General features: G+C 62.3%; 18 protein-coding genes. 6 read left to right on the forward strand and 12 right to left on the reverse strand.

Translation table 11 applies throughout. From position 1 onward, the window contains the following. Positions 1-115 precede the first annotated feature (115 nt). From J3P85_RS01045 to J3P85_RS01055, 3 genes are all read left to right on the forward strand, one after another. The gene (locus J3P85_RS01045) at positions 116-2,044 is read left to right on the forward strand and encodes a RecQ family ATP-dependent DNA helicase (protein WP_434704597.1); all 1,929 of its coding nucleotides are present in this window, start codon (positions 116-118) and stop codon (positions 2,042-2,044) included. A 109-nt stretch (positions 2,045-2,153) separates the two neighbouring features. After that, complete coding sequence (locus J3P85_RS01050; protein WP_434704599.1) at positions 2,154-3,380, forward strand: 3-hydroxyacyl-CoA dehydrogenase NAD-binding domain-containing protein; 1,227 nt, start codon at positions 2,154-2,156, stop codon at positions 3,378-3,380. A 42-nt stretch (positions 3,381-3,422) separates the two neighbouring features. Then, positions 3,423-3,842 carry an acyl-CoA thioesterase gene (locus J3P85_RS01055; RefSeq protein ID WP_434704600.1) on the forward strand — a complete coding sequence of 140 codons (420 nt, stop codon included), beginning with the start codon at positions 3,423-3,425 and terminating at the stop codon, positions 3,840-3,842. A gap of 84 nt (positions 3,843-3,926) precedes the next feature. Here the strand turns inward: J3P85_RS01055 and J3P85_RS01060 are convergent, their stop codons facing one another. The 4 genes from J3P85_RS01060 to J3P85_RS01075 all read right to left on the reverse strand — a co-directional run bounded on the left by J3P85_RS01060 (position 3,927) and on the right by J3P85_RS01075 (position 8,937). Beyond that, the gene (locus J3P85_RS01060; protein WP_053181061.1) at positions 3,927-4,412 is read right to left on the reverse strand and encodes a glycine zipper domain-containing protein; all 486 of its coding nucleotides are present in this window, start codon (positions 4,410-4,412) and stop codon (positions 3,927-3,929) included. A 359-nt stretch (positions 4,413-4,771) separates the two neighbouring features. Continuing rightward, entirely contained in the window at positions 4,772-7,120 is a 2,349-nt protein-coding gene (locus tag J3P85_RS01065) for an FdhF/YdeP family oxidoreductase (RefSeq protein WP_434704601.1), read from the reverse strand. After that, positions 7,117-7,956: a formate dehydrogenase accessory sulfurtransferase FdhD gene (gene fdhD, locus J3P85_RS01070; protein WP_434704602.1), complete on the reverse strand. Its 840-nt coding sequence runs from the start codon at positions 7,954-7,956 to the stop codon at positions 7,117-7,119. The genes J3P85_RS01065 and fdhD overlap by 4 nt, the downstream gene beginning before the upstream one ends. Positions 7,957-8,049: 93 nt before the next feature. Further along, complete coding sequence (locus J3P85_RS01075; RefSeq protein ID WP_186707291.1) at positions 8,050-8,937, reverse strand: LysR family transcriptional regulator; 888 nt, start codon at positions 8,935-8,937, stop codon at positions 8,050-8,052. Between the two features lie 133 nt (positions 8,938-9,070). On the opposite strand from J3P85_RS01075, the gene lysM reads away from it, so the two are divergent. Next, entirely contained in the window at positions 9,071-9,511 is a 441-nt protein-coding gene (lysM, locus tag J3P85_RS01080) for a peptidoglycan-binding protein LysM (protein ID WP_186707290.1), read from the forward strand. A 110-nt stretch (positions 9,512-9,621) separates the two neighbouring features. Here the strand turns inward: lysM and yrfG are convergent, their stop codons facing one another. Further along, on the reverse strand, positions 9,622-10,284 hold the full coding sequence (gene yrfG / locus J3P85_RS01085; RefSeq protein WP_411386205.1) for a GMP/IMP nucleotidase: 663 nt from the start codon (positions 10,282-10,284) through the stop codon (positions 9,622-9,624). An 88-nt stretch (positions 10,285-10,372) separates the two neighbouring features. Here yrfG and nudE point away from each other — a divergent pair, with 88 nt between their 5' ends. After that, complete coding sequence (nudE, locus tag J3P85_RS01090) at positions 10,373-10,939, forward strand: ADP compounds hydrolase NudE (RefSeq protein WP_186707288.1); 567 nt, start codon at positions 10,373-10,375, stop codon at positions 10,937-10,939. Continuing rightward, positions 10,936-11,763, forward strand: coding sequence for a 3'(2'),5'-bisphosphate nucleotidase CysQ (gene cysQ, locus J3P85_RS01095; RefSeq protein ID WP_434704603.1), 828 nt, complete (start codon positions 10,936-10,938; stop codon positions 11,761-11,763). Before nudE ends, cysQ begins: the two co-directional genes overlap by 4 nt. Before the next feature lie 96 nt (positions 11,764-11,859). On the opposite strand, the gene J3P85_RS01100 is transcribed toward cysQ, so the two are convergent. The 7 genes from J3P85_RS01100 to rfbB all read right to left on the reverse strand — a co-directional run bounded on the left by J3P85_RS01100 (position 11,860) and on the right by rfbB (position 18,995). After that, positions 11,860-12,315 (reverse strand): YiiD C-terminal domain-containing protein, encoded by a 456-nt coding sequence (locus tag J3P85_RS01100; RefSeq protein ID WP_186707286.1) that lies wholly within the window; start codon positions 12,313-12,315, stop codon positions 11,860-11,862. A 37-nt stretch (positions 12,316-12,352) separates the two neighbouring features. Further along, entirely contained in the window at positions 12,353-13,744 is a 1,392-nt protein-coding gene (locus J3P85_RS01105) for a sigma-54-dependent transcriptional regulator (RefSeq protein ID WP_186707285.1), read from the reverse strand. Then, positions 13,741-15,549 carry a sensor histidine kinase gene (locus J3P85_RS01110; protein ID WP_434704604.1) on the reverse strand — a complete coding sequence of 603 codons (1,809 nt, stop codon included), beginning with the start codon at positions 15,547-15,549 and terminating at the stop codon, positions 13,741-13,743. The genes J3P85_RS01105 and J3P85_RS01110 overlap by 4 nt, the downstream gene beginning before the upstream one ends. Positions 15,550-15,617: 68 nt before the next feature. Beyond that, on the reverse strand, positions 15,618-16,502 hold the full coding sequence (gene rfbD, locus J3P85_RS01115) for a dTDP-4-dehydrorhamnose reductase (RefSeq protein WP_434704605.1): 885 nt from the start codon (positions 16,500-16,502) through the stop codon (positions 15,618-15,620). Next, positions 16,499-17,044 carry a dTDP-4-dehydrorhamnose 3,5-epimerase gene (gene rfbC / locus J3P85_RS01120; protein ID WP_434704606.1) on the reverse strand — a complete coding sequence of 182 codons (546 nt, stop codon included), beginning with the start codon at positions 17,042-17,044 and terminating at the stop codon, positions 16,499-16,501. Before rfbC ends, rfbD begins: the two co-directional genes overlap by 4 nt. Beyond that, positions 17,041-17,916: a glucose-1-phosphate thymidylyltransferase RfbA gene (gene rfbA, locus J3P85_RS01125; RefSeq protein ID WP_434704607.1), complete on the reverse strand. Its 876-nt coding sequence runs from the start codon at positions 17,914-17,916 to the stop codon at positions 17,041-17,043. Before rfbA ends, rfbC begins: the two co-directional genes overlap by 4 nt. Continuing rightward, positions 17,913-18,995, reverse strand: a complete 1,083-nt coding sequence (gene rfbB / locus J3P85_RS01130; protein ID WP_434704608.1) for a dTDP-glucose 4,6-dehydratase — start codon at positions 18,993-18,995, stop codon at positions 17,913-17,915. The genes rfbA and rfbB overlap by 4 nt, the downstream gene beginning before the upstream one ends. Positions 18,996-19,133 lie beyond the last annotated feature (138 nt).

Here is a 19,133-nt window from a genome sequence, read left to right on the forward strand (position 1 = left end):
GTCCTGGGCACCAAGCTGTATCATCCAGTATCGTTTTTGCCCCCGACCTTTTCTCGACTCGCCGCATTGTCCCGCTAGGCTTTGGGCATCGCAGCAGTCAAAGGAGCGACCGCGCATGCACAGCACCCTGGAACAGGTTTTCGGTTATCCACAGTTTCGTCCCGGTCAGGAGGCGGCCATCGGCGCAGTGCTTGCCGGTCGGTCGGCGGCGGCCATCTTTCCCACCGGCTCGGGCAAGTCCCTGTGTTATCAATTGTCGGCCCTGCTCTTGCCGCACCTGACGCTGGTGGTCTCACCGTTGCTGGCGTTGATGCAGGACCAGTTGGCGTTCCTCCAGCGCCACGGTATCGCGGCGGCCAGTATCGATTCGGCCCAGAGCCGTGACGAAGCCAACGACGCCATGGCGCGGGCCCGTTCGGGTGAGTTGAAGATCCTGATGATTTCCGTGGAGCGCCTGAAGAACGAGCGCTTTCGCAATTTCCTGCAGCAGGTGCCGATCTCGTTGCTGGTGGTGGACGAGGCCCACTGCATTTCGGAATGGGGGCATAACTTCCGACCTGATTACCTCAAGCTTCCCGATTACCAGCATCAATTCAACATTCCCCAGGTATTGCTGCTGACGGCCACCGCGACACCCAAGGTCATCGCCGACATGCAGGCGAAATTCGCCATCGCTGCCGCCGATGTGGTAACGACCGGTTTCTACCGACCGAACCTCAATCTGCTGGTCGAGCCCGTGCGTGGTGCCGACAAGCGCGCGCGACTGGTGCAGTGGTTGGGCGAGCGTGCCGGGCAGCCGAGCATCGTCTACGTCACCTTGCAGCGAACCGCCGAGCAGATCGCTGAACACCTGGGCCGGCAGGGTATCCAGGCCGAGGCCTATCACGCCGGTTTGCCCCATGAACAGCGCGAAACCATCCAGCGGCGATTCATGGGCGGCCAATCCAATTGCATCGTCGCGACCATCGCCTTTGGCATGGGCATCGACAAGAGCGACATCCGCAACGTCGTGCATTTCGACTTGCCCAAGTCCATCGAAAACTACAGCCAGGAGATCGGCCGCGCCGGACGGGACGGGCAGCCCTCCGATTGCCTGGTACTGGCCAACCGCGACAGCCTCAACGTGCTGGAGAACTTCGTGTATGGCGATACGCCGGAGCTTACCGGCATTCGTTGCGTGCTCGATGAACTGAAGGCCGCGGCCGCCGACGGGCAGTGGGAATTCTTGTTGGGACCGCTGGCGGACCAGAGCAACATCCGGCAACTGCCGCTCAAGACGCTGCTGGTCCAGTTGGAATTGCGCCGGCTGATCGCGCCGCGCTATGCCTATTTCGCCGAGTACCGCTTCAAATTCCTGACCGAGCCGCACGAGCTGCTGGAGCGCTTCGAAGGTGAGCGACGGGACTTCGTCGCGGCCATCATCCAAACCTCCAGTCGCGCCCGGAGTTGGGCCACGGTGGATTTTGACGGGATGTACCAGCAGTATCGCGCCGAGCGTAATCGAGTGGTCAAGGCGCTGGATTATTTCCAGGAAAAGGGCTGGATCGAGCTGGAAAGCAAACAGATGACCGAGGTGTACAGCGTGCTGGAAGCGGATCTGGATGCGCAGCTCTTGAGCGCCCAGCTACACGCCTACTTCACCCGGCACGAACACGGTGAGATCGCGCGGATCCACGCCATGCTCGAATTGTTCGCCACTGACCGTTGTCTGGGTCATCGCTTGGCGGAGTATTTCGGCGACGGCAATGCGCCACGCCAGTGCGGCCATTGTTCGGTGTGCCATGGGCATGTCGCCCGCCTGCCGGAGCCGCCCGTGTTGCCGGCGCTTGTGGATAAAAATTTCGAGGCGCTATGTGGCGATTTTATCCACACGCATGAGCAGCACAGCGGCAGCGTGCCGTCTGCCGAGCGCCTCACCCGGTTCCTGTGCGGAATCAGCGTGCCGCTGTTCACCCGTTTGAAGGCACGGAAGATCCATGGGTATGCCGCACTGGAAACGTATCCATACGCTGAAGTTCGCCAGTGGGCCCAAGCGCACCTGTGAGCTGTATCCATCCGCTGAATGCCCCTCATCACACGAATAAATTTCAAAAACATTCGTTGGCTGACTAAGGTGAAGGCTGTCTTCGGATCGCCAAAACAAGAGAGCAGACATGAGCCAGACACCCTTCGATATTCAGCGCGCCGCGGTGGTCGGTGCAGGCACCATGGGACGGGGCATCGTGATGTGCCTGGCCAATGCCGGCGTGGCGGTGCAATGGGTCGACAACAATCCGCAAATGCTCGAGCAAGCGTTGGCCGCCGTGGCCGAGACCTACGCCCATGGCGTGCGCCAGGGCCGTATCGACCAGGGTGAGGCGGATGCGCGGATCGCCCGGGTGACGCGGGCACAGGATTACGCGGCGATCCGCGACGTGGACTTGGTGATCGAGGCGGTCTACGAAAACCTGGAGCTCAAGCAGACTATCTTTCGTGAGCTGGACGGCCTGCTGAAGCCCGAGGCGATCCTGGCGAGCAATACGTCGGCACTGGACATCGATGCCATCGCCGCTGTCACTCGCAGGCCAGCCCAAGTCCTGGGCCTGCATTTCTTCAGCCCGGCGCACATCATGAAGCTGCTGGAAATCGTCCGCGGTGCGCAAACCTCCAAAGCGGTGCTGGACGCGGCCTTGGTGCTGGGCAAGCGCATGGGCAAGGTCAGCGTGATATCGGGCAACTGCCATGGTTTCATCGGCAACCGGATGCTCCACCCGTATGTGCTGGAAGCGCGCAAGATGCTGCTGGAGGGGGCGTTCCCCCACCAGGTTGATGCGGCGTTGCAAGGCTTCGGTTTCGCCATGGGGCCGTTCCGCATGTACGACGTCGTCGGCATCGACTTGGAATGGCGTGCCCGTGAGCTGGCGGGGAAGGGCCAGGACGCGCCCGAGGTGCAGGTGGACAACCGTTTGTGCGAACTGGGGCGGTTCGGCCAGAAAAGCGGCAATGGGTACTATCACTACGAGCCGGGCAGCCGACAGGCCGAGCATGACGTCGAGGTCGATGCGCTGGTGCTGCGGGTCAGCGAAGCGCTGGGGTTCCAGCGCCGCGAGATCGGCCCGGAGGAAATCCTTGAGCGTTGCTTGCTGGCGCTGGTCAACGAGGGGGCGAAGATCCTGCAGGAAGGCATTGCCGAGTCGGCCCACGATATCGACCTGGTCTACCTCAACGGCTACGGCTTTCCCGTGGACAAGGGCGGGCCGATGGCCTGGGCCGACGGGCAGGGGCTGGAAGCTATCCACGAGCGCCTGCTGGAGCTCGAAACGAAGCAGGGCGACCAGTGGCAGCCCGCGCGCCTGATCGGCGAACTGGCGGCGCAGGGCAAGGGGTTCGCGAGCCGGTAGGCCGTCATCCTGAAGTCATTGAACAACCATGAAGAGCACTTGATGCCCCAACGTAGCGAATACCCTCACTTGCAAGCCATCACCACGCGTTGGCACGACAACGATGTGTACGGTCACGTCAACAACGTCACCTACTACAGCTTTTTTGATACCGCCGTGAATACCTACCTGATCGAGGTCGGTGGCCTGGATATCCATGACGGAGAGGTGGTGGGGTTCGTGGTGAGTTCGGCTTGCGACTATTTTGCCTCGATCGCCTTTCCAGACCGGATTGAAATCGGCCTGCGGGTCGGCAAGTTGGGCAGCAGTTCGGTGCAGTACGAGCTGGCGGTGTTCAAGGCGGGCGAGGAAGAGGCCTGCGCGGCGGGGCGTTTTGTCCACGTATTCGTGGATCGGGCATCGAATCGGCCGGTGGCGATTCCGGATCGGCTGCGTGGGGCGATGGAGCGTTTGGTGGTCTGAAACGAAAATCGCAGCCTCCGGTCAGGCTCTGTGAAGAGCTGCCAAAGGCTGCGATCTTTTACCGGCGGGTATCAAAGCCAGCGGTCAATCGTCGTAATAACGATGTTTATGCTTGTGCTTGCGATGCCCATAGGCATGGCCGCGACCCGGATGGCCGTCACGGTAGTAGCGGCGGTCGCCACGGCGGCCGTCATAACGGCGGTCATCGTCATCGTCCTTGCCCATGTAGTTACCCAGGGCGCCACCGGCGCCACCGCCCGCTGCCGCACCGATCAGACTGCCGGTGCTGCCGCCGACACTACGGCCGACCACGTTACCGCCGGCCGCGCCCAGCGCGCCGCCGATCGCCGCTTCGCCGCGGCTGTGTCTGTCTGCACCGACTGCACTACCGCCTGCACCGCCCAGCGCCGCGCCGATAGTGGAACCGGTGTTGCCGCCCAGGGACTGGCCGACGACCGAACCCAAAACCCCGCCTAATGCGCCGCCCACACCTGCTTCGGCAGTACCACCGGCGGAAGCGATGCCACTGGCCAGGCTAAGGGACAACAAGAGAATGGAGGAGAACTTCATAGAGGAGCCTCAAAGGGATGACGGCGCGATCCTGAGGCTGGCCTCGCTTGCTTACAATCGAAATCCGACGAGTAGCACGACTTGTGCACAATTCTCTAAGTTATTGTTTTTCGGTGGGAACTTAAGGCGAATTGGCCGGTCTTTAGCTACTTGAGACAGGCCGTTTTCCATGGAAAACGGCCTTTTTTGTGCCCGTTCGAAAAGTCGTTTGTGGCGAGGGAGCTTGCTCCCGTTGGGCGCGAAGCGGCCCTGAAGCTTAGCATCTCGGTGTGTCAGGTGAATGGATGGAAGGGGCTGCTACGCAGCCCAGCGGGAGCAAGCTCCCTCGCCACAGGGCCACCATGATCCAAAAGGTTGTCTCAAGCCGACTTGGCCAGGATCAGTCCGTTCTCACTCGCCGCTTCCAGGCGGATCGCGACGAATTTCGACGTCGGCGTATGGCTGCCATCACCGGTGCTTTCCAGCGGGACCAGCGGGTTCACTTCAGGGTAGTAGGCCGCAGCCTGCCCGGCTGGAATGTCGAACGCCAGCAAGGTAAAACCCTTGACCCGACGCTCGCGACCGTCTTCCCAGAGCGAGACGATGTCAGCTTTCTGTCCCGGCTTGAAGCCCAGGCGAATGATGTCCGCTTCGTTGACGAACAACACGTCGCGCTGGCCCTTTACACCGCGATAGCGGTCGTCGAGGCCGTAAATGGTGGTGTTGTACTGATCGTGAGAACGCATGGACTGCATGATCAGGTCGGGCAACTGGCCGGTGGCACGGGTGCGCTCATGCACGAGGTCGGTCGGCAAGAGGTTCGGCTTGAAGTTGGCGCGGCCCGACGGGGTGTTCCAGCGTCGCGAGCCGGCGCTGTTGCCCAGGTAGAATCCGCCGGGGTTCTTCAGCTTTTCATTGAAGTCCTTGAAGCCGGGGACGGTCTCGGCGATCAGGTCGCGAATGCGACTGTAGTCGGCCACCAGCCAGTTCCAATCCACCGGGCGGCTACCCAGCGTGGCGGCGGCGATGCCGGCGACGATCCACGGTTCCGAGCGCATCTGGTTCGACAGCGGCTGCAACTGACCCATGGAGGCATGCACCATGCTGAAGGAGTCTTCCACGGTCACCGCTTGCGCGCCTTCGGTTTGCAGGTCGATGTCGGTGCGGCCCAGGCACGGCAGGATCAGCGCGTCCTTGCCGTGGGCCAGGTGGCTGCGGTTGAGCTTGGTGCTGATCTGTACCGTCAGATCGCAATTGGCCAGGGCCTGGAACGTGCGGTGGCTGTCCGGCGTGGCTTGGGCGAAGTTGCCGCCCAGGGCGATGAACACTTTTGCCTGGCCGTCGGCCATGGCGTGGATCGCCTCGACCACGTTGTGGCCGTTCTCACGCGGAACCCTGAACTGGAAGCGCCGCTCCAGCGTGTCGAGGAACGCCACTGGCGGACGTTCGTTGATGCCCATGGTCCGGTCGCCCTGCACGTTGCTGTGGCCGCGGACCGGGCACAGGCCTGCGCCTGGCCGGCCAATATTGCCGCGCAGCATCATCACGTTGGCGATTTCCTGGATGGTCGCCACCGAGTGACGGTGCTGGGTGATGCCCATCGCCCAGCACATGATCACGTTCTTGCTTCTGGCGTACATGCGCGCCGCCTGTTCGATTTCGACCAGGGTCAGGCCCGATTGCTCGACGATCTGCGCCCACGGCGTATCGTCGACCGCTGCCAGGTAGTCCAGCACGTTGGCGCTGTGTTCGTTGAGGAACGCGTGGTCGAACACGGCCGGCGCACCGCTGTCCTGTGCCTCCCGCTCCCATTGCAGCAGGAACTTCGCCATGCCGCGCAAGATCGCCATGTCACCCCCCAGGGCCGGGCGGAAATACGCGGTGTTGGTCGGCTTATTGCCGTTGGTGAGCATTTCGATCGGGCTCTGCGGATGCTGGAAGCGCTCCAGGCCACGCTCCTTGAGCGGGTTGATGCAGATCACTTGGGCGCCGCGCTTCACCGCCTCGCGCAGTGGTTCGAGCATCCGCGGATGATTGGTGCCAGGGTTCTGGCCCCAGACGAAAATCGCGTCGGCGTGCTCGAAGTCGTCGAATGTCACCGTGCCCTTGCCCACGCCCACGCTCTGGGCCAGCGCTACGCCGCTGGCCTCGTGGCACATGTTCGAGCAGTCAGGGAAATTGTTGGTGCCATAGGCGCGTACGAACAGTTGATACAAATAGGCCGCTTCGTTGCTGGCCCGGCCCGAGGTGTAGAACTCGGCCTGGTTGGGGCTGGACAGCCCTTGCAGGTGCTTGCCAACCAGGGCGAACGCCGCTTCCCAACTGATGGGCTTGTAGCGGTCGGTTTCGGCGTCGTAGCGCATTGGCTCGGTCAGGCGACCTTGGTATTCGAGCCAGTAGTCGCTCTGTTCCAGCAGCGAGGTCACGCTGTGTCTGGCGAAAAATGCGGCATCGACACGGCGCTTGGTAGCCTCCCAGTTCACGGCCTTGGCGCCGTTCTCGCAGAACTTGACCATGCCGCTTTCCGGCGAGTCGCCCCAGGCACAGCCCGGGCAGTCAAAACCGCCGTTCTGGTTGGTCTTGAGCATCATGCGGATGTTCTTCAGCGCGTTGTCGCTGGTCAACCAGGCCTGAGCGACACTGATCAGCGCACCCCAACCACCGGCTGGGCCCTTGTAGGGCTTGTAGCGTGGTACGGGTTTCTGGTCGGCTTGTTGATGATTGCTCACGCTTGTTTCTCCATCGCAGGGCTGTAGACCCGCGGCGCACTTTTTTGCGGCAGGTGGATGAGGTTGAGGTTGTGTTGACGGGCCCATTGCACGGCGAGGCCCGTGGGCGACGACAGGCTGACCAGGGTCTGGATGCCGGCGCGCAGTACTTTCTGGATCAGTTCGAGGCTGCAACGGCTGGTGACGATCGCCACGCCACCGGCCACCGGGATTTGTTGCCGGATCAGCGCGCCGATCAGTTTGTCGAGGGCGTTGTGCCGACCAATGTCTTCGCGACCCAGGAGCAACTCACCCTGGGCATTCATGAACAAGGCTGCATGCACCGCGCCGCAATGTTGGCCCAAGGGCTGGAACTGACCGATACGGTCACGCAGGCCATCGAGCCATTGCCCGGCAGGCAACGGCGCGCCGGGCAGCACCTTGAGGTTGGGCAAGGCCTGTTCCACCGCTTCCACACCGCACAACCCGCAGCCACTGGTGCCCGCCAACTGCCGGCGTTGCTGCTTGAGGTTCCAGAAGGCGCGGTTGGCGATGGTTACCTGGGCGTAGTGCGCGGCACCGGTGCCGCTCAGTTGCAGGTCGTAGATGTCCGATGAGTCTTCAATGATGCCGCTGCCGAGGCTGAAGCCGACGATGAAGTCTTCAAGGTCGGTGGGCGTGACCAGCATGACCGCCTGGTTGATGCCGTTGTAGGCAATCGCCAGCGCCACTTCCTCGGCCAGCGCGGTGCTGTCCGATTGGGCGTGGTCCAGATTGCAGTAGCGATAGCTCTGGCTGGCGGCCGGCGCGGATGTTTCCATCGCAGGCGCTGGACTGACCGGAGGCTTGTCGTTCATAGGCATCACTGAAAGTAGGAATAGTGCTAAGACTAAATGCGGCAATCTGCCACGTCTAATCGCTATTACTGATCTTCCAATAGATGACGTCGATCAAGAAGTCGTCGCTGATTTCTGATAGAGGGCGAAACAGGCCTCGGCCAACGCCGAGCGGGGGGCACCGCGCCGCATGATCAGGCCCAGCGAAACCAGCGTCTGGGCGTTTTCAATGGGCTGGATGCGCAAGTCTTCGGTCAGGACATTCAGGCCGCTGTCCAGGGGCATCACCGCGCAACACAATCCCCCATGCACAGCTTGTAACAATTGATGCACCGCATCGGTTTGCAACAGCGGTTGGGGCGTCAGACCCCGGCTGTGGAAATTGTGGTCGATGGACTGGCGAAAATGCATGCCGCTGGTGAGCATGCCCAGCGGCAGTTCGATCAGCGCTTCCCAGCTCAGCGGTTGTTCACCGAAAAAGAAATACCGCTGGTCGTAAAGCAAGCCCATGCGGGTGGGGCTGAAGGGCAGGGCCTCGAAGCGTTCATTGTCCAGCCGCTCCAAGTAGGAAATGCCCAGGTCGATGCGGTTGTTCGCCAACTGTTCGAGGATGCGTTCGGAACTCAGGGACGACAATTCGAAACGCAGGCTGGGGTGTTCGGTGTGCAAGCGCTGCATCATCGCCAGCGGGTCGAAGTCCGACAACGGCACCACGCCCAGGCGCAGCGTGCCCACCAGGTTGCCGCGGCAGGCTGCCGCTTCGGCCTGCAGCCCGTCATAGGCCGCCAGCACCGTGCGTGCCCAGGCCAGCACCCGTTCCCCCGGCGCGGTAAAACCTTCAAAGCGCTGGCCGCGGTTGACCAATGGCAGGTCGAGTTCTTCTTCAAGGCTGCGCAGGCGCATCGACAACGTCGGCTGGGTGATATGGCAGCGTGCGGCGGCTTGGCCGAAGTGACGGGTTTCGTCCAGCGCGATGAGAAATTTCAGCTGCTTGATGTCCATCTTCGCTCCAGGGCGCGGGAAGATTCGGATTCTAGCGCTTGCGCGGGGCGGGGTCATTGGTCGGCTGGGAACCGGGTTCGTCTCGCCTGGTCTAGTCTTTGCGTCTGGACACTTAAATCAAGGAGCGTGTGCCATGAGTATCTTTAGCTTTGTGAAGGAAGCCGGTGAAAAGCTGATCGACCTGCTGACCCCCGGTAACGCCAATGCCAGCGAACAACTGAAAGAGCACATTGCAAAGGTCGGCCTGGGTAATCCGAATGTACAGGCGACCATCGAAGGCGACAAAGTCATCGTCACAGGTGAAGTGGCGAGCCAGGAAGAGAAGGAAAAAATCCTGTTGGCGGTGGGTAATATCGCCGGTGTCGGTAGCGTGGACGACCAGATCACCGTGACTGGCCCAGTGGCACAAGCGGCGCGTTTCGTGACCGTGAAAAAGGGTGACACCCTCAGCGCCATCTCCAAGGCCGAGTACGGCGACGCGAACAAGTACAACAAGATCTTCGAGGCCAACAAGCCGATGCTGTCGCATCCGGACAAGATCTATCCGGGGCAGGTGTTGCGTATCCCTGAATAACTTTCAGGGCTGTGGTGCCTTCATCGCGAGCAAGCTCGCTCCCACAGGTTTTTTGGTTCGCCGCGAAACCAGTGTGGGAGCGAGCTTGCTCGCGATGAAGGCACCACGGTTCAGAGCCCTTCGATCAAGTCCCGATAATCCCCCAATGCCTCGAACTCCCCCGTATCCTTCGGTCCCTTGCGACTGTCCGGCTCGCTGACCGCCAGCAGGTGCGCCACGCCGAAATCCCGGGCGCTGCGCAACACCGGTAGGGTGTCGTCGATGAACAGGCTGCGGGCCGGGTCGAAATTCAGGTCAGCTTGCAATGCGTCCCAGAACTGCGGGTTTTCCTTGGGGAAGCCGTAGTCGTGGGAGCTGATCAAACGCTCGAAGTAGGGGGCCAGTTCGATGCGCTCCAGCTTCAGCGACAACGAATCGCGGTGAGCGTTGGTGATCATCACCACGCGTTTGCCGGCGCGCTGAATCGCGGCCAGGAACGTATCGGCGTCCGGGCGCAAGGCGATCAGGTGGGCGGTTTCCAACTTCAGTTCGCGCACCGGCAGTTTCAGCTCGGCGCTCCAGAAATCCAGGCAATACCATTGCAACTGGCCGGCGTTGCGCTCGAACAATGGCTGCAGCTCCATCTCGGCCATCGCCCGGCTCACGCCATGCAGGTCGGCGTAGCGCTGGGGCAGGTGTTCGAGCCAGAAGTGGTTGTCGTAATGCAGGTCCAGCAGGGTGCCGTCCATGTCCAGCAGAACCGTATCGATCTCATGCCAGGGCAGCAAGGCCATAAAACTTCTCCAGCGGTAATCGGATATCCGACACAAACAATCAGAATAGGCCGGGTATAGTAGCCCGCTATCGCCCAGGGAGCCGTTTATGCGCCAGAAACCCACCATACTCGATCGCCGGATCGTCGCTACCAGCCGCCTGTTCTGTGTGGAAGAACTGAAATTGCGGTTTTCCAACGGTGTGGAGCGCACTTATGAGCGTCTGGCGAGCAAGGGTGCAGGCTACGGCGCGGTGATGATCGTGGCGATGCTCGACGCCGACCATGCGGTGCTGGTGGAAGAGTATTGCGGTGGCACCGATGCTTACGAGTTGTCCCTGCCCAAGGGCTTGATCGAGCCAGGGGAAGATGTACTGGCGGCGGCCGAGCGGGAGCTCAAGGAAGAGGCCGGTTTCGGGGCGCGACAGTTGGAACATCTGACCGAGTTGTCGCTGTCCCCCGGCTACATGAGCCAGAAGATCCAAGTGGTGCTAGCGACCGATCTGTATGAAGAGCGCCTGGAGGGCGACGAGCCCGAGCCGATGCGCGTGGACAAGGTCAACCTGCACGAGCTGTCGGCCCTGGCGCAAAACCCGCAATTCACCGAGGGCCGGGCCTTGGCGGCGCTGTACCTGGCCCGTGACCTGCTGGCCCAGCGTGGAGCGTTCCTGTCATGACATTTCCTCATTCGCTGATGGCCCCGGTGGTCGAGCTGGCGCTCAAGGCCGGCGAGGCGATCCTGCCGTTCTGGCGCGCCAACGTGTTGGTCAACCACAAGGCCGACGAGTCGCCGGTGACCGCTGCCGACATGGCGGCTCATGATGTGATCGTGGCCGGGCTGGCGACGCTGGCCCCGGACATTCCAATCCTTTCCGAAGAAGACGCCGATATCGCGCAAAGCGTGCGGGCCGGCTGGCAACGCTGGTGGTTGGTGGACCCGCTGGATGGCACCAAGGAATTCATTTCCGGTAGCGAAGAATTCACCGTCAACATCGCCTTGGTAGAGCAGGGGCGTGTGGTGTTCGGCGTGGTGTCGATGCCCACCAATGGTCGCTTCTACGTGGGTGGCGCCGGGCTGGGTGCCTGGCGTGGTGACAAGGGGGGCGTACCTTTGCCTATCGCGGTGCGTGACGCAGTGGCGCCGGGCGAGGCGTTCACCGTGGTCGCCAGTCGCCGGCACACCAGCCCGGAGCAGGAGCGCCTACTCAACGGTTTGAGCGCGAGCCTGGGTGAGCTGCAACTGACCAGTATTGGCAGCTCGTTGAAGTTTTGCCTGGTGGCCGAAGGCGCGGCGGATTGTTATCCACGGTTGGCGCCAACCTCCCAGTGGGACACCGCCGCCGCCCAGGGAGTATTGGAAGGTGCGGGAGGCGCGGTGCTGGACTTGAGCGGCGAGCCGTTCTGTTATCCACCGCGTGAGTCGCTGTTGAATGCCTCGTTCCTGGCGTTGCCGGCGAAAGCGGCGTGGCGTGGGAAACTGTTGGAGCTGGCTCGCTCCTGAGCCCTACCTGATTCTTGTGGCAAAAGCTTTTTGTCTGGCAAGAGTGCTTTTTGCCACAGGGGCTACCCATCCCTACAATCCAAGCCATGTGCTGTTTTAGCGGTGCAACACGTATTGCCCCTCGAACTGCACCGCCACGTCCTCGCTCCCGCTGTTCATCACCTGGGTCTGCAAGGCCAGCCGCGCCCGTCCGTAACGCCGGTAGGTGGCCAGGAAGCGTTTCCAGAGCTTTTCCTCAGGCGCTTGGCAGACGACGGCCGCATCGCGGGTCACCGGCAGCGGATAACTGATCTGCCCTTCCTGAATCACGATATGCCCGTCTTCAATGCCTTCCTCGCGCAGGGCCAGGTGCAGCCAGCCCCAGCCACCGAGTACGGCGCCGCAATACAGACTGCCGCCGAACATGGTGCTCTTGTGGTTGACGTTGGCCGCCAACGGCAAGGACAGGCGCAGTTGCCGGGCCTGCCAATCGAGCACCTTGAGGCCCATGTCCCGGGTCAAGGGAATGTCGTGGTGCAGGATCGATTCCAGGTAACGGCTGTCGCGGTTCATTGCGGGGCCTCTTGCTTGGCAGGGTAGTGACGATAATTCAATCGGACTCATCGGCCGACCCCTGGCTGCTGTCGCCGAAGGTCAGGCCATGCTTGCGCAACTTGTCGTGCAGGGTCTTGCGGGGAATGCCCAAGGCCTCGGCCAGGCTGCGCACCGAGCTGTGGGGGCGGGCCAGCTCGGCGGCGATGAGGGTTTTCTCGAAGTTTTCCACCTGCTCGCTCAAGCCTCCGCTGACCAGTTCCACCGGTGCCCCAGGGTTGCCGTCGGGCGCGCTGTTGTCCAGGGCCAGCTCCAGGCCCAGGGCAAAGCGTTCTGCGGCGTTCTGCAGTTCTCGCACATTGCCCGGCCAGCTGTGGCGCAGCAGCAACGCCCGGTGCGCCGGCTGCAATTCGTGGGGCGGCAGGCCATGTCGGGCACTGGCTTCGTTGGCGAAATGCTGGAACAGCATCAGCGCATCCTCGCCCCGTTCGCGCAACGGCGGTATGCGCAGCGGCGCGACGTTGAGGCGGTAATACAGGTCGGCGCGAAAACGCCCCTGGTCGGCGGCCTGGCGCAGGTCTTCCTTGGTCGCGGCGATGACGCGTATATCCAGGGGAATCTGTTGATTGCCGCCCAGCCGCTCCACCACGCGCTCTTGCAGCAGACGCAGCAGCTTGACCTGGACATCCAGGCTCATGCTCTCGATTTCATCCAGAAACAGCGTGCCGCCGTTGGCGAACTCGAACTTGCCGATGCGGCGTTTCTGCGCGCCGGTAAAAGCACCGGGTTCGTGGCCGAACAGTTCGCTCTCTACCACCGACTCGGCCAGGGCACCGGCGTTGATCGCCACGAAGGGGCCGTTGCGCCGGCCGGAGAGGTCGTGCAAGGCACGGGCGACCACTTCCTTGCCGGCGCCGGTTTCACCGAGGATCAGCACGTCGGCACGGGTGGCGGCCAGCGCACCGATCTGCTCGCGCAGGCGCAGCATCGGGGTCGATTGGCCGACCAGGCGGGCGCTGAGTTCATGGCGATCGCTCAGGGCCAGGCGCAGGCTGCGGTTGTCCAGCACCAGGCGGCGCAAGGCCAGGGCGCGGCGTACGCTGTCGAGCAGGTGATCGCTGGCGAACGGTTTTTCCAGGAAGTCGTAGGCCCCGGCGCGCATCGCCTGCACCGCCAGCGGCACATCACCGTGGCCGGTAATGAGCAGCACCGGCAGTTCCGGGTCTTGCGCGTGGAGTTCGCCCAGCAGTTCGAGGCCGTCCATGCCCGGCATGCGAATATCGCTGACCACCACTCCCGGCCAGTCACGGGACAGTTGCCCGGCCACGCCCTTGGCTTCGGCCAGGGGCAGGATTTTCAGGCCGGCCAGGTCGAGGGTCTGGCTCAAGGCCTGACGCAGATGGGGATCGTCATCGATCAGCACCACCTCAATCCGGTTATCGATGGTCATACACTTCGGTCCTCGGACGGTTGCAGGCTCACCCCGGGCGCACCGGCGCGCAGCTTCAAGGTGATCAGGGCGCCGCCTTCCTTGTGGTTGGCGAACGACAATTCGCCGCCAAAGGCGCGCATCAGGGTGTCGCAGATCGCCAACCCCAGGCCAAGGCCCTGGGTGCGCGTCTTGGTGGTGTAGAAAGGCTCGCCAGCGCGGCCCAAGGCTTCCATGCAAAACCCTGGGCCGTTATCACGGATATACAGGTTGACGCCCGTGTCGGTGGCCTGGGCACTGATCCAGAGTTTGCGCGGCGGGCCCTTCTCGGTGAGCGCATCGAGGGCGTTGGCCAGCAGGTTGCCGAGTACCTGGCGCAGGCGGGTTTCGCCGGCCTCGACCCACAGCGTGGCGGCCGGCAAGTCGCGGATCAGCTCCACTTCCATGCTGCGCCGGCGTTTGGCGAGCAGCGCCAGGGCATCGTCCAGCGCCGGCTGCAGGGCGACGCTTTCCGGGGCATGACGGTCGCGACGGGCGAAAGCGCGCAGGTGGGCGATGATCGATGCCATGCGCCCGGTCAGTTCGCTGATCAGCTTGAGGTTGCCGCGGGCGTCTTCGGTGCGTTGGTGGTCAAGCAGGATCTCGGCGTTTTCCGCGTAGCTGCGAATCGCCGCCAGTGGCTGGTTGAGCTCGTGGCTAATGCTCGCCGACATGGTGCCCAGGGCCGACAGCTTGCCGGCCTGCACCAGGTCATCCTGGGCCCGGACCAATTCCTGCTGGGCCTGCTCGCGCTCCAGCACTTCTTGTCTCAGTCGCCGGTTCAGCCCTTCCAGGTCGCTGGTCCGTTCGGCCACCCGGCCCTCCAGCTCGTGACGGGCCTTGGCTTCGAAGGCGATCCGATCCAGATAATGGCGCCGGCGTTGCATCATCAACCCGAGCAACAGCATCAACACCAGCAAGGCCGCGCCACCGGTGGCAACCACGGTACGCACGGGACGGTCGATCAGCGTGCGCGGGGCGAGGATGCTCACGCTCCAGCCGGTTTCTTCGATGGATTGGGTCTGGGGCAGCCAGGCGTTGGCATCCAGGTTCAGCGGCTTGGGGTCGCGAGTTGGATAAGGTTGTACCGCGCTGATGGCCTTGCGCTCGTCGTCACTGAGGGGCCGGGTCGCGCGAAAGCGCCATTCCTGGCGCGACGTGAGAATGACCACGCCGTTGTGGTCGGTCACCAGCAATTGTTCCGGGGTCTTGCCCCATAGGCTTTCGGTGTGGTCGAGGTCGACCTTGACCACCAGCACACCGATGACTTTTTCGCGGTCGTGCACGGCGGCCGCGAAGAAATAACCGCGCTTGGCCGACGTCGTGCCCAAACCGAAGAAACGCCCCAGGCGCCCGGCCATGGCTTCGATGAAGTACGGCCGGAAGGCGAAATTGCGCCCAACGAAACTGTCATGTTTGTCCCAGTTCGACGCGGCCAGGGTCTTGCCGGAAGGGTCCATCAGGTACATGACTTCGGCGCCTGTCTGGGCGCTGATGTTTTTCAGCAGCCGGTTGGCGTTGCCTTGGGTGACGCCGTCGTCCGGGGCCGACAAGGCGGCGCGCAAGGCCGGCAGCTCGCCGAGGATCTGTGGCAACACTTCATAGCGGTGCAGCGTGCCCAGCAGGTTGGCGACGTAAAGGTCCAGGGTCTGGCGGTTCTGGCCGGCCAGTTCACTGCGGTAATAACGCTCGGCCAGGTGCTCCAACGGCCACAGCAACGGCGCCAGGCACAGCGCGAGCAAGGCCAGGCTGCGCCAACGGGGTCTGCGAGGAAGGGTGGAATTCATGAACATGGGGCGCCTGTGGTGACAGGCGTATTATGCCTAGTTGTCTCGCAAATACTATTTGTAAGGCCTTACCAGGCTTGTCCGGCCAGACACCGCTGCAACGCGCTTCGCCAGTCGGGTTGGCTCACCGCCCATTCCTTGGACAGGCGGCTGCAATCCAGGCGCGAGTTCAATGGTCGAGGGGCCGGCGTTGGATAGTCGCTGGACGCAATGGGCTCCAGTAGCGCGCACGGCTTGTGTCGCTCGAGCAGGTTCTCGCCGATGGCCTGGGCGAAACCGAACCAGGACGTCTCCCCCCGGGCCGTCAGGTGATAGGTGCCCCAGGCTCCGGCTTGACCGGCCTGCCAGCGTTCGATCAGTTGGGCGGTGCTGTCGGCAATGGTGCCCGCCCAGGTCGGTGCGCCAATCTGATCGGCCACCACCCGCAGTTGCGGTTTTTCCTGCAACAGACGCTGCATGGTCAACAGGAAATTGCGGCCCTCGGTGGAATATACCCAACTGGTGCGCAGGATCAGGTGCTGGCCGCCAGCCTGGCGGATGGCATTTTCGCCGGCCAGTTTGCTGCGCCCGTAGACACTCAGCGGGTTGGGCGTGTCGTCCTCGGTGTAGGGGGTGGGCTTGAGGCCATCGAAGACGTAGTCGGTGGAGTAGTGAATCAACGGTATGCCCAGTTCGGCCGCTGCCTGGGCCTGGATGCCCGGCGCCGTGGCATTGATGGCGAACGCCCGTTCCGGCTCGCTCTCAGCCTGGTCGACGGCCGTGTGGGCGGCGGCATTGATGATCAGGTCGGGTCTCAGGGCCCTGATGGGGGCGCGCAGGGAATCCGCCTGCGCCAGGTCAAGCTGGTCGCTGCCGCGTACGAGCAACTCGCCCATGCCGTTCAGGCGCGACTGGAGCGCTCGGGAGACTTGGCCATTGCGGCCTATGATCAGGATGCGCAAGGCCGTGCTCATGGGAACAGGTCTGCCTCGTGCAAGGCCTTGCCGTTCTGGTCCTTGGCCGAGAGGATCGGCGCGTCGTCCAGCGCCCAATCGATGGCCAGTTGCGGATCGTCCCAGCGGATGCAGCGTTCGGCCGGTGGCGCGTAGTAATCAGTGGTCTTGTAGAGGAAGTCCGCCGATTCGCTGAGTACGACGAAACCGTGGGCAAACCCTGGCGGAATCCACAGCTGCCGATGGTTTTGCGCCGACAGGCGAACGCCCGCCCATTGGCCGAAGGTCGGCGAGCTGCGGCGAATGTCCACCGCGATATCCAGCACCTCCCCCGCCGTGACGCGCACCAGTTTTCCCTGGACCTGTTCGATCTGGTAGTGCAGGCCCCGCAGCACGCCCCGGGTGGAGCGGGAATGGTTGTCCTGGACAAACTGCAAGGTGCTGCCGGTCGCCTCGGCAAATGCCTGGGCATTGAAGCTTTCGTAGAAAAACCCCCGGTCATCACCGAAGACTTTCGGTTCGATGATCAAGACGTCCGGCAAACGGGTGGCGATGACGTTCAACGTGTTTCTCCGGCGATCTTGAACAGGTACTGGCCGTAGCCGGTCTTGCCAAAATACTGGGCGCGCTCAAGGATGTGTTCGCGGCTGACCCAACCTTGCTGGTAGGCAATTTCTTCCAGGCATGCCACTTTCAGGCCTTGGCGATGTTCGATGGTCTGTACGTATTGCGAGGCTTCCAGCAGGCTGTCGTGGGTGCCGGTGTCTAGCCAGGCGAAACCACGGCCGAAGCGCTCGACGTGCAGGTCGCCGCGTTTCAGGTACGCATTGTTGACGTCGGTGATTTCCAGTTCGCCGCGTTTGGATGGCTTGATGGCCTTGGCGATCTCGATCACATCGTTGTCGTAGAAATACAGGCCGGTCACCGCGTAGCTGGATTTGGGTGCGGTGGGTTTTTCTTCGATGGACATCGCCCGCCCTTCCAAATCGAAGTCGATCACGCCAAATCGCTCAGGGTCCTTGACCCAGTAGCCGAACACCGTGGCGCCACTCGGTCGGTTGATGGCGGTCTGCAATTGCTCGCCAAAATACTGGCCGTGAAAAATGTTGTCGCCCAGGATCAGGCACACCGAATCGCTGCCAATGAATTGCTCGCCGATCAGGAACGCCTGGGCCAAGCCATCGGGCGACGGCTGCTCGGCATAGCTGAAATTCACACCAAACTGCCGACCGTCGCCCAACAGGTTGCGGTATTGCGGCAGATCCTGAGGCGTGGAAATAATCAGGATGTCCTTGATGCCTGCGAGCATCAGCACCGAGATCGGGTAATAGATCATCGGTTTGTCATAAATCGGCAATAGCTGCTTGGAAACCCCGAGGGTAATCGGGTGCAGGCGGGTGCCGGAACCGCCGGCCAGGACAATGCCTTTCATCATGCGATTGCATCCTTGTTGTCGAGCGAGCCCAGGCGCTCGCCCTGATAGCTACCGTCCTGGACCCGTTGGCACCACAGCAGGTTTTCCAAGTACCACTGCACCGTCTTGCGCAGCCCGGTCTCGAAGGTTTCTTGAGGTGTCCAGCCCAGTTCCCGTTCGATCTTGCTGGCGTCGATGGCGTAACGCAAATCATGGCCGGGGCGATCCTGGACGAAGCTGATCAGGTCGGCATAGTGCTCGACGCCTTCGGGTTTGCGTGGCGCCAGTTCTTCGAGCAGCGTGCAGATGCTGCGCACCACGTCGATGTTTTTCTGCTCGTTGTGCCCGCCGATGTTGTAAGTCTCGCCGATCGCGCCTTGAGTGACGACTTTGAGCAGCGCCCGGGCATGGTCTTCGACGAACAGCCAGTCGCGCACTTGCTGGCCGTTGCCGTAGACCGGCAGCGGTTTACCAGCCAGCGCGTTGAGAATCACCAAGGGAATTAGTTTCTCGGGGAAGTGAAACGGCCCGTAGTTGTTCGAGCAGTTGGTCAACAGCACGGGCAAGCCGTAGGTGCGTTGCCAGGCACGGACCAGATGATCGGACGCCGCCTTGCTCGCCGAATACGGGGAGCTTGGGGCATAGGCGGTGGTTTCGGTGAACAGGTCATCCACGCCGTGCAAGTCGCCATACACTTCATCGGTGGAGATGTGGTGGAAGCGAAACGCACGCTTCTGCGGTTCGGCCAAAGCCTGCCAATACGCGCGGGTGGCTTCCAGCAGGCTATAGGTGCCCACGATGTTGGTCTGGATGAAGTCCGCCGGGCCATCGATGGAGCGGTCCACATGGGACTCGGCCGCCAGGTGCATGATGGCGTCAGGTTGGAATCGCGCCAGCACCGCACTGACAGCGGCTTGATCCACTATGTCGGCCTGGACGAATTCGTAGCGGCTGTCGTGATCGATGCTGCTCAGGGACTCGAGATTGCCTGCGTAGGTCAGTTTGTCGAGGTTCAGGACCTGATGCTCGGTATCGAGAATCAAGTGCCGTATGAGCGCCGAGCCGATGAAGCCAGCACCGCCAGTGATGAGAATGCGCATCCGGGTAAGCCTTTTTCCGTGGTACGACAAAGCATAGGAGCATAGCTTGTCGGCATGGCGGGAGCGGTGCAAGCGAATATCCCATGGGCACACCCTCCTATTCAGCTTCCCAGGAGAGCTGTGCATATTTTTGAACAG

This window comes from Pseudomonas sp. Z1-12 (genome assembly GCF_051132015.1).
Taxonomy (GTDB): domain Bacteria; phylum Pseudomonadota; class Gammaproteobacteria; order Pseudomonadales; family Pseudomonadaceae; genus Aquipseudomonas; species Aquipseudomonas zanjanensis.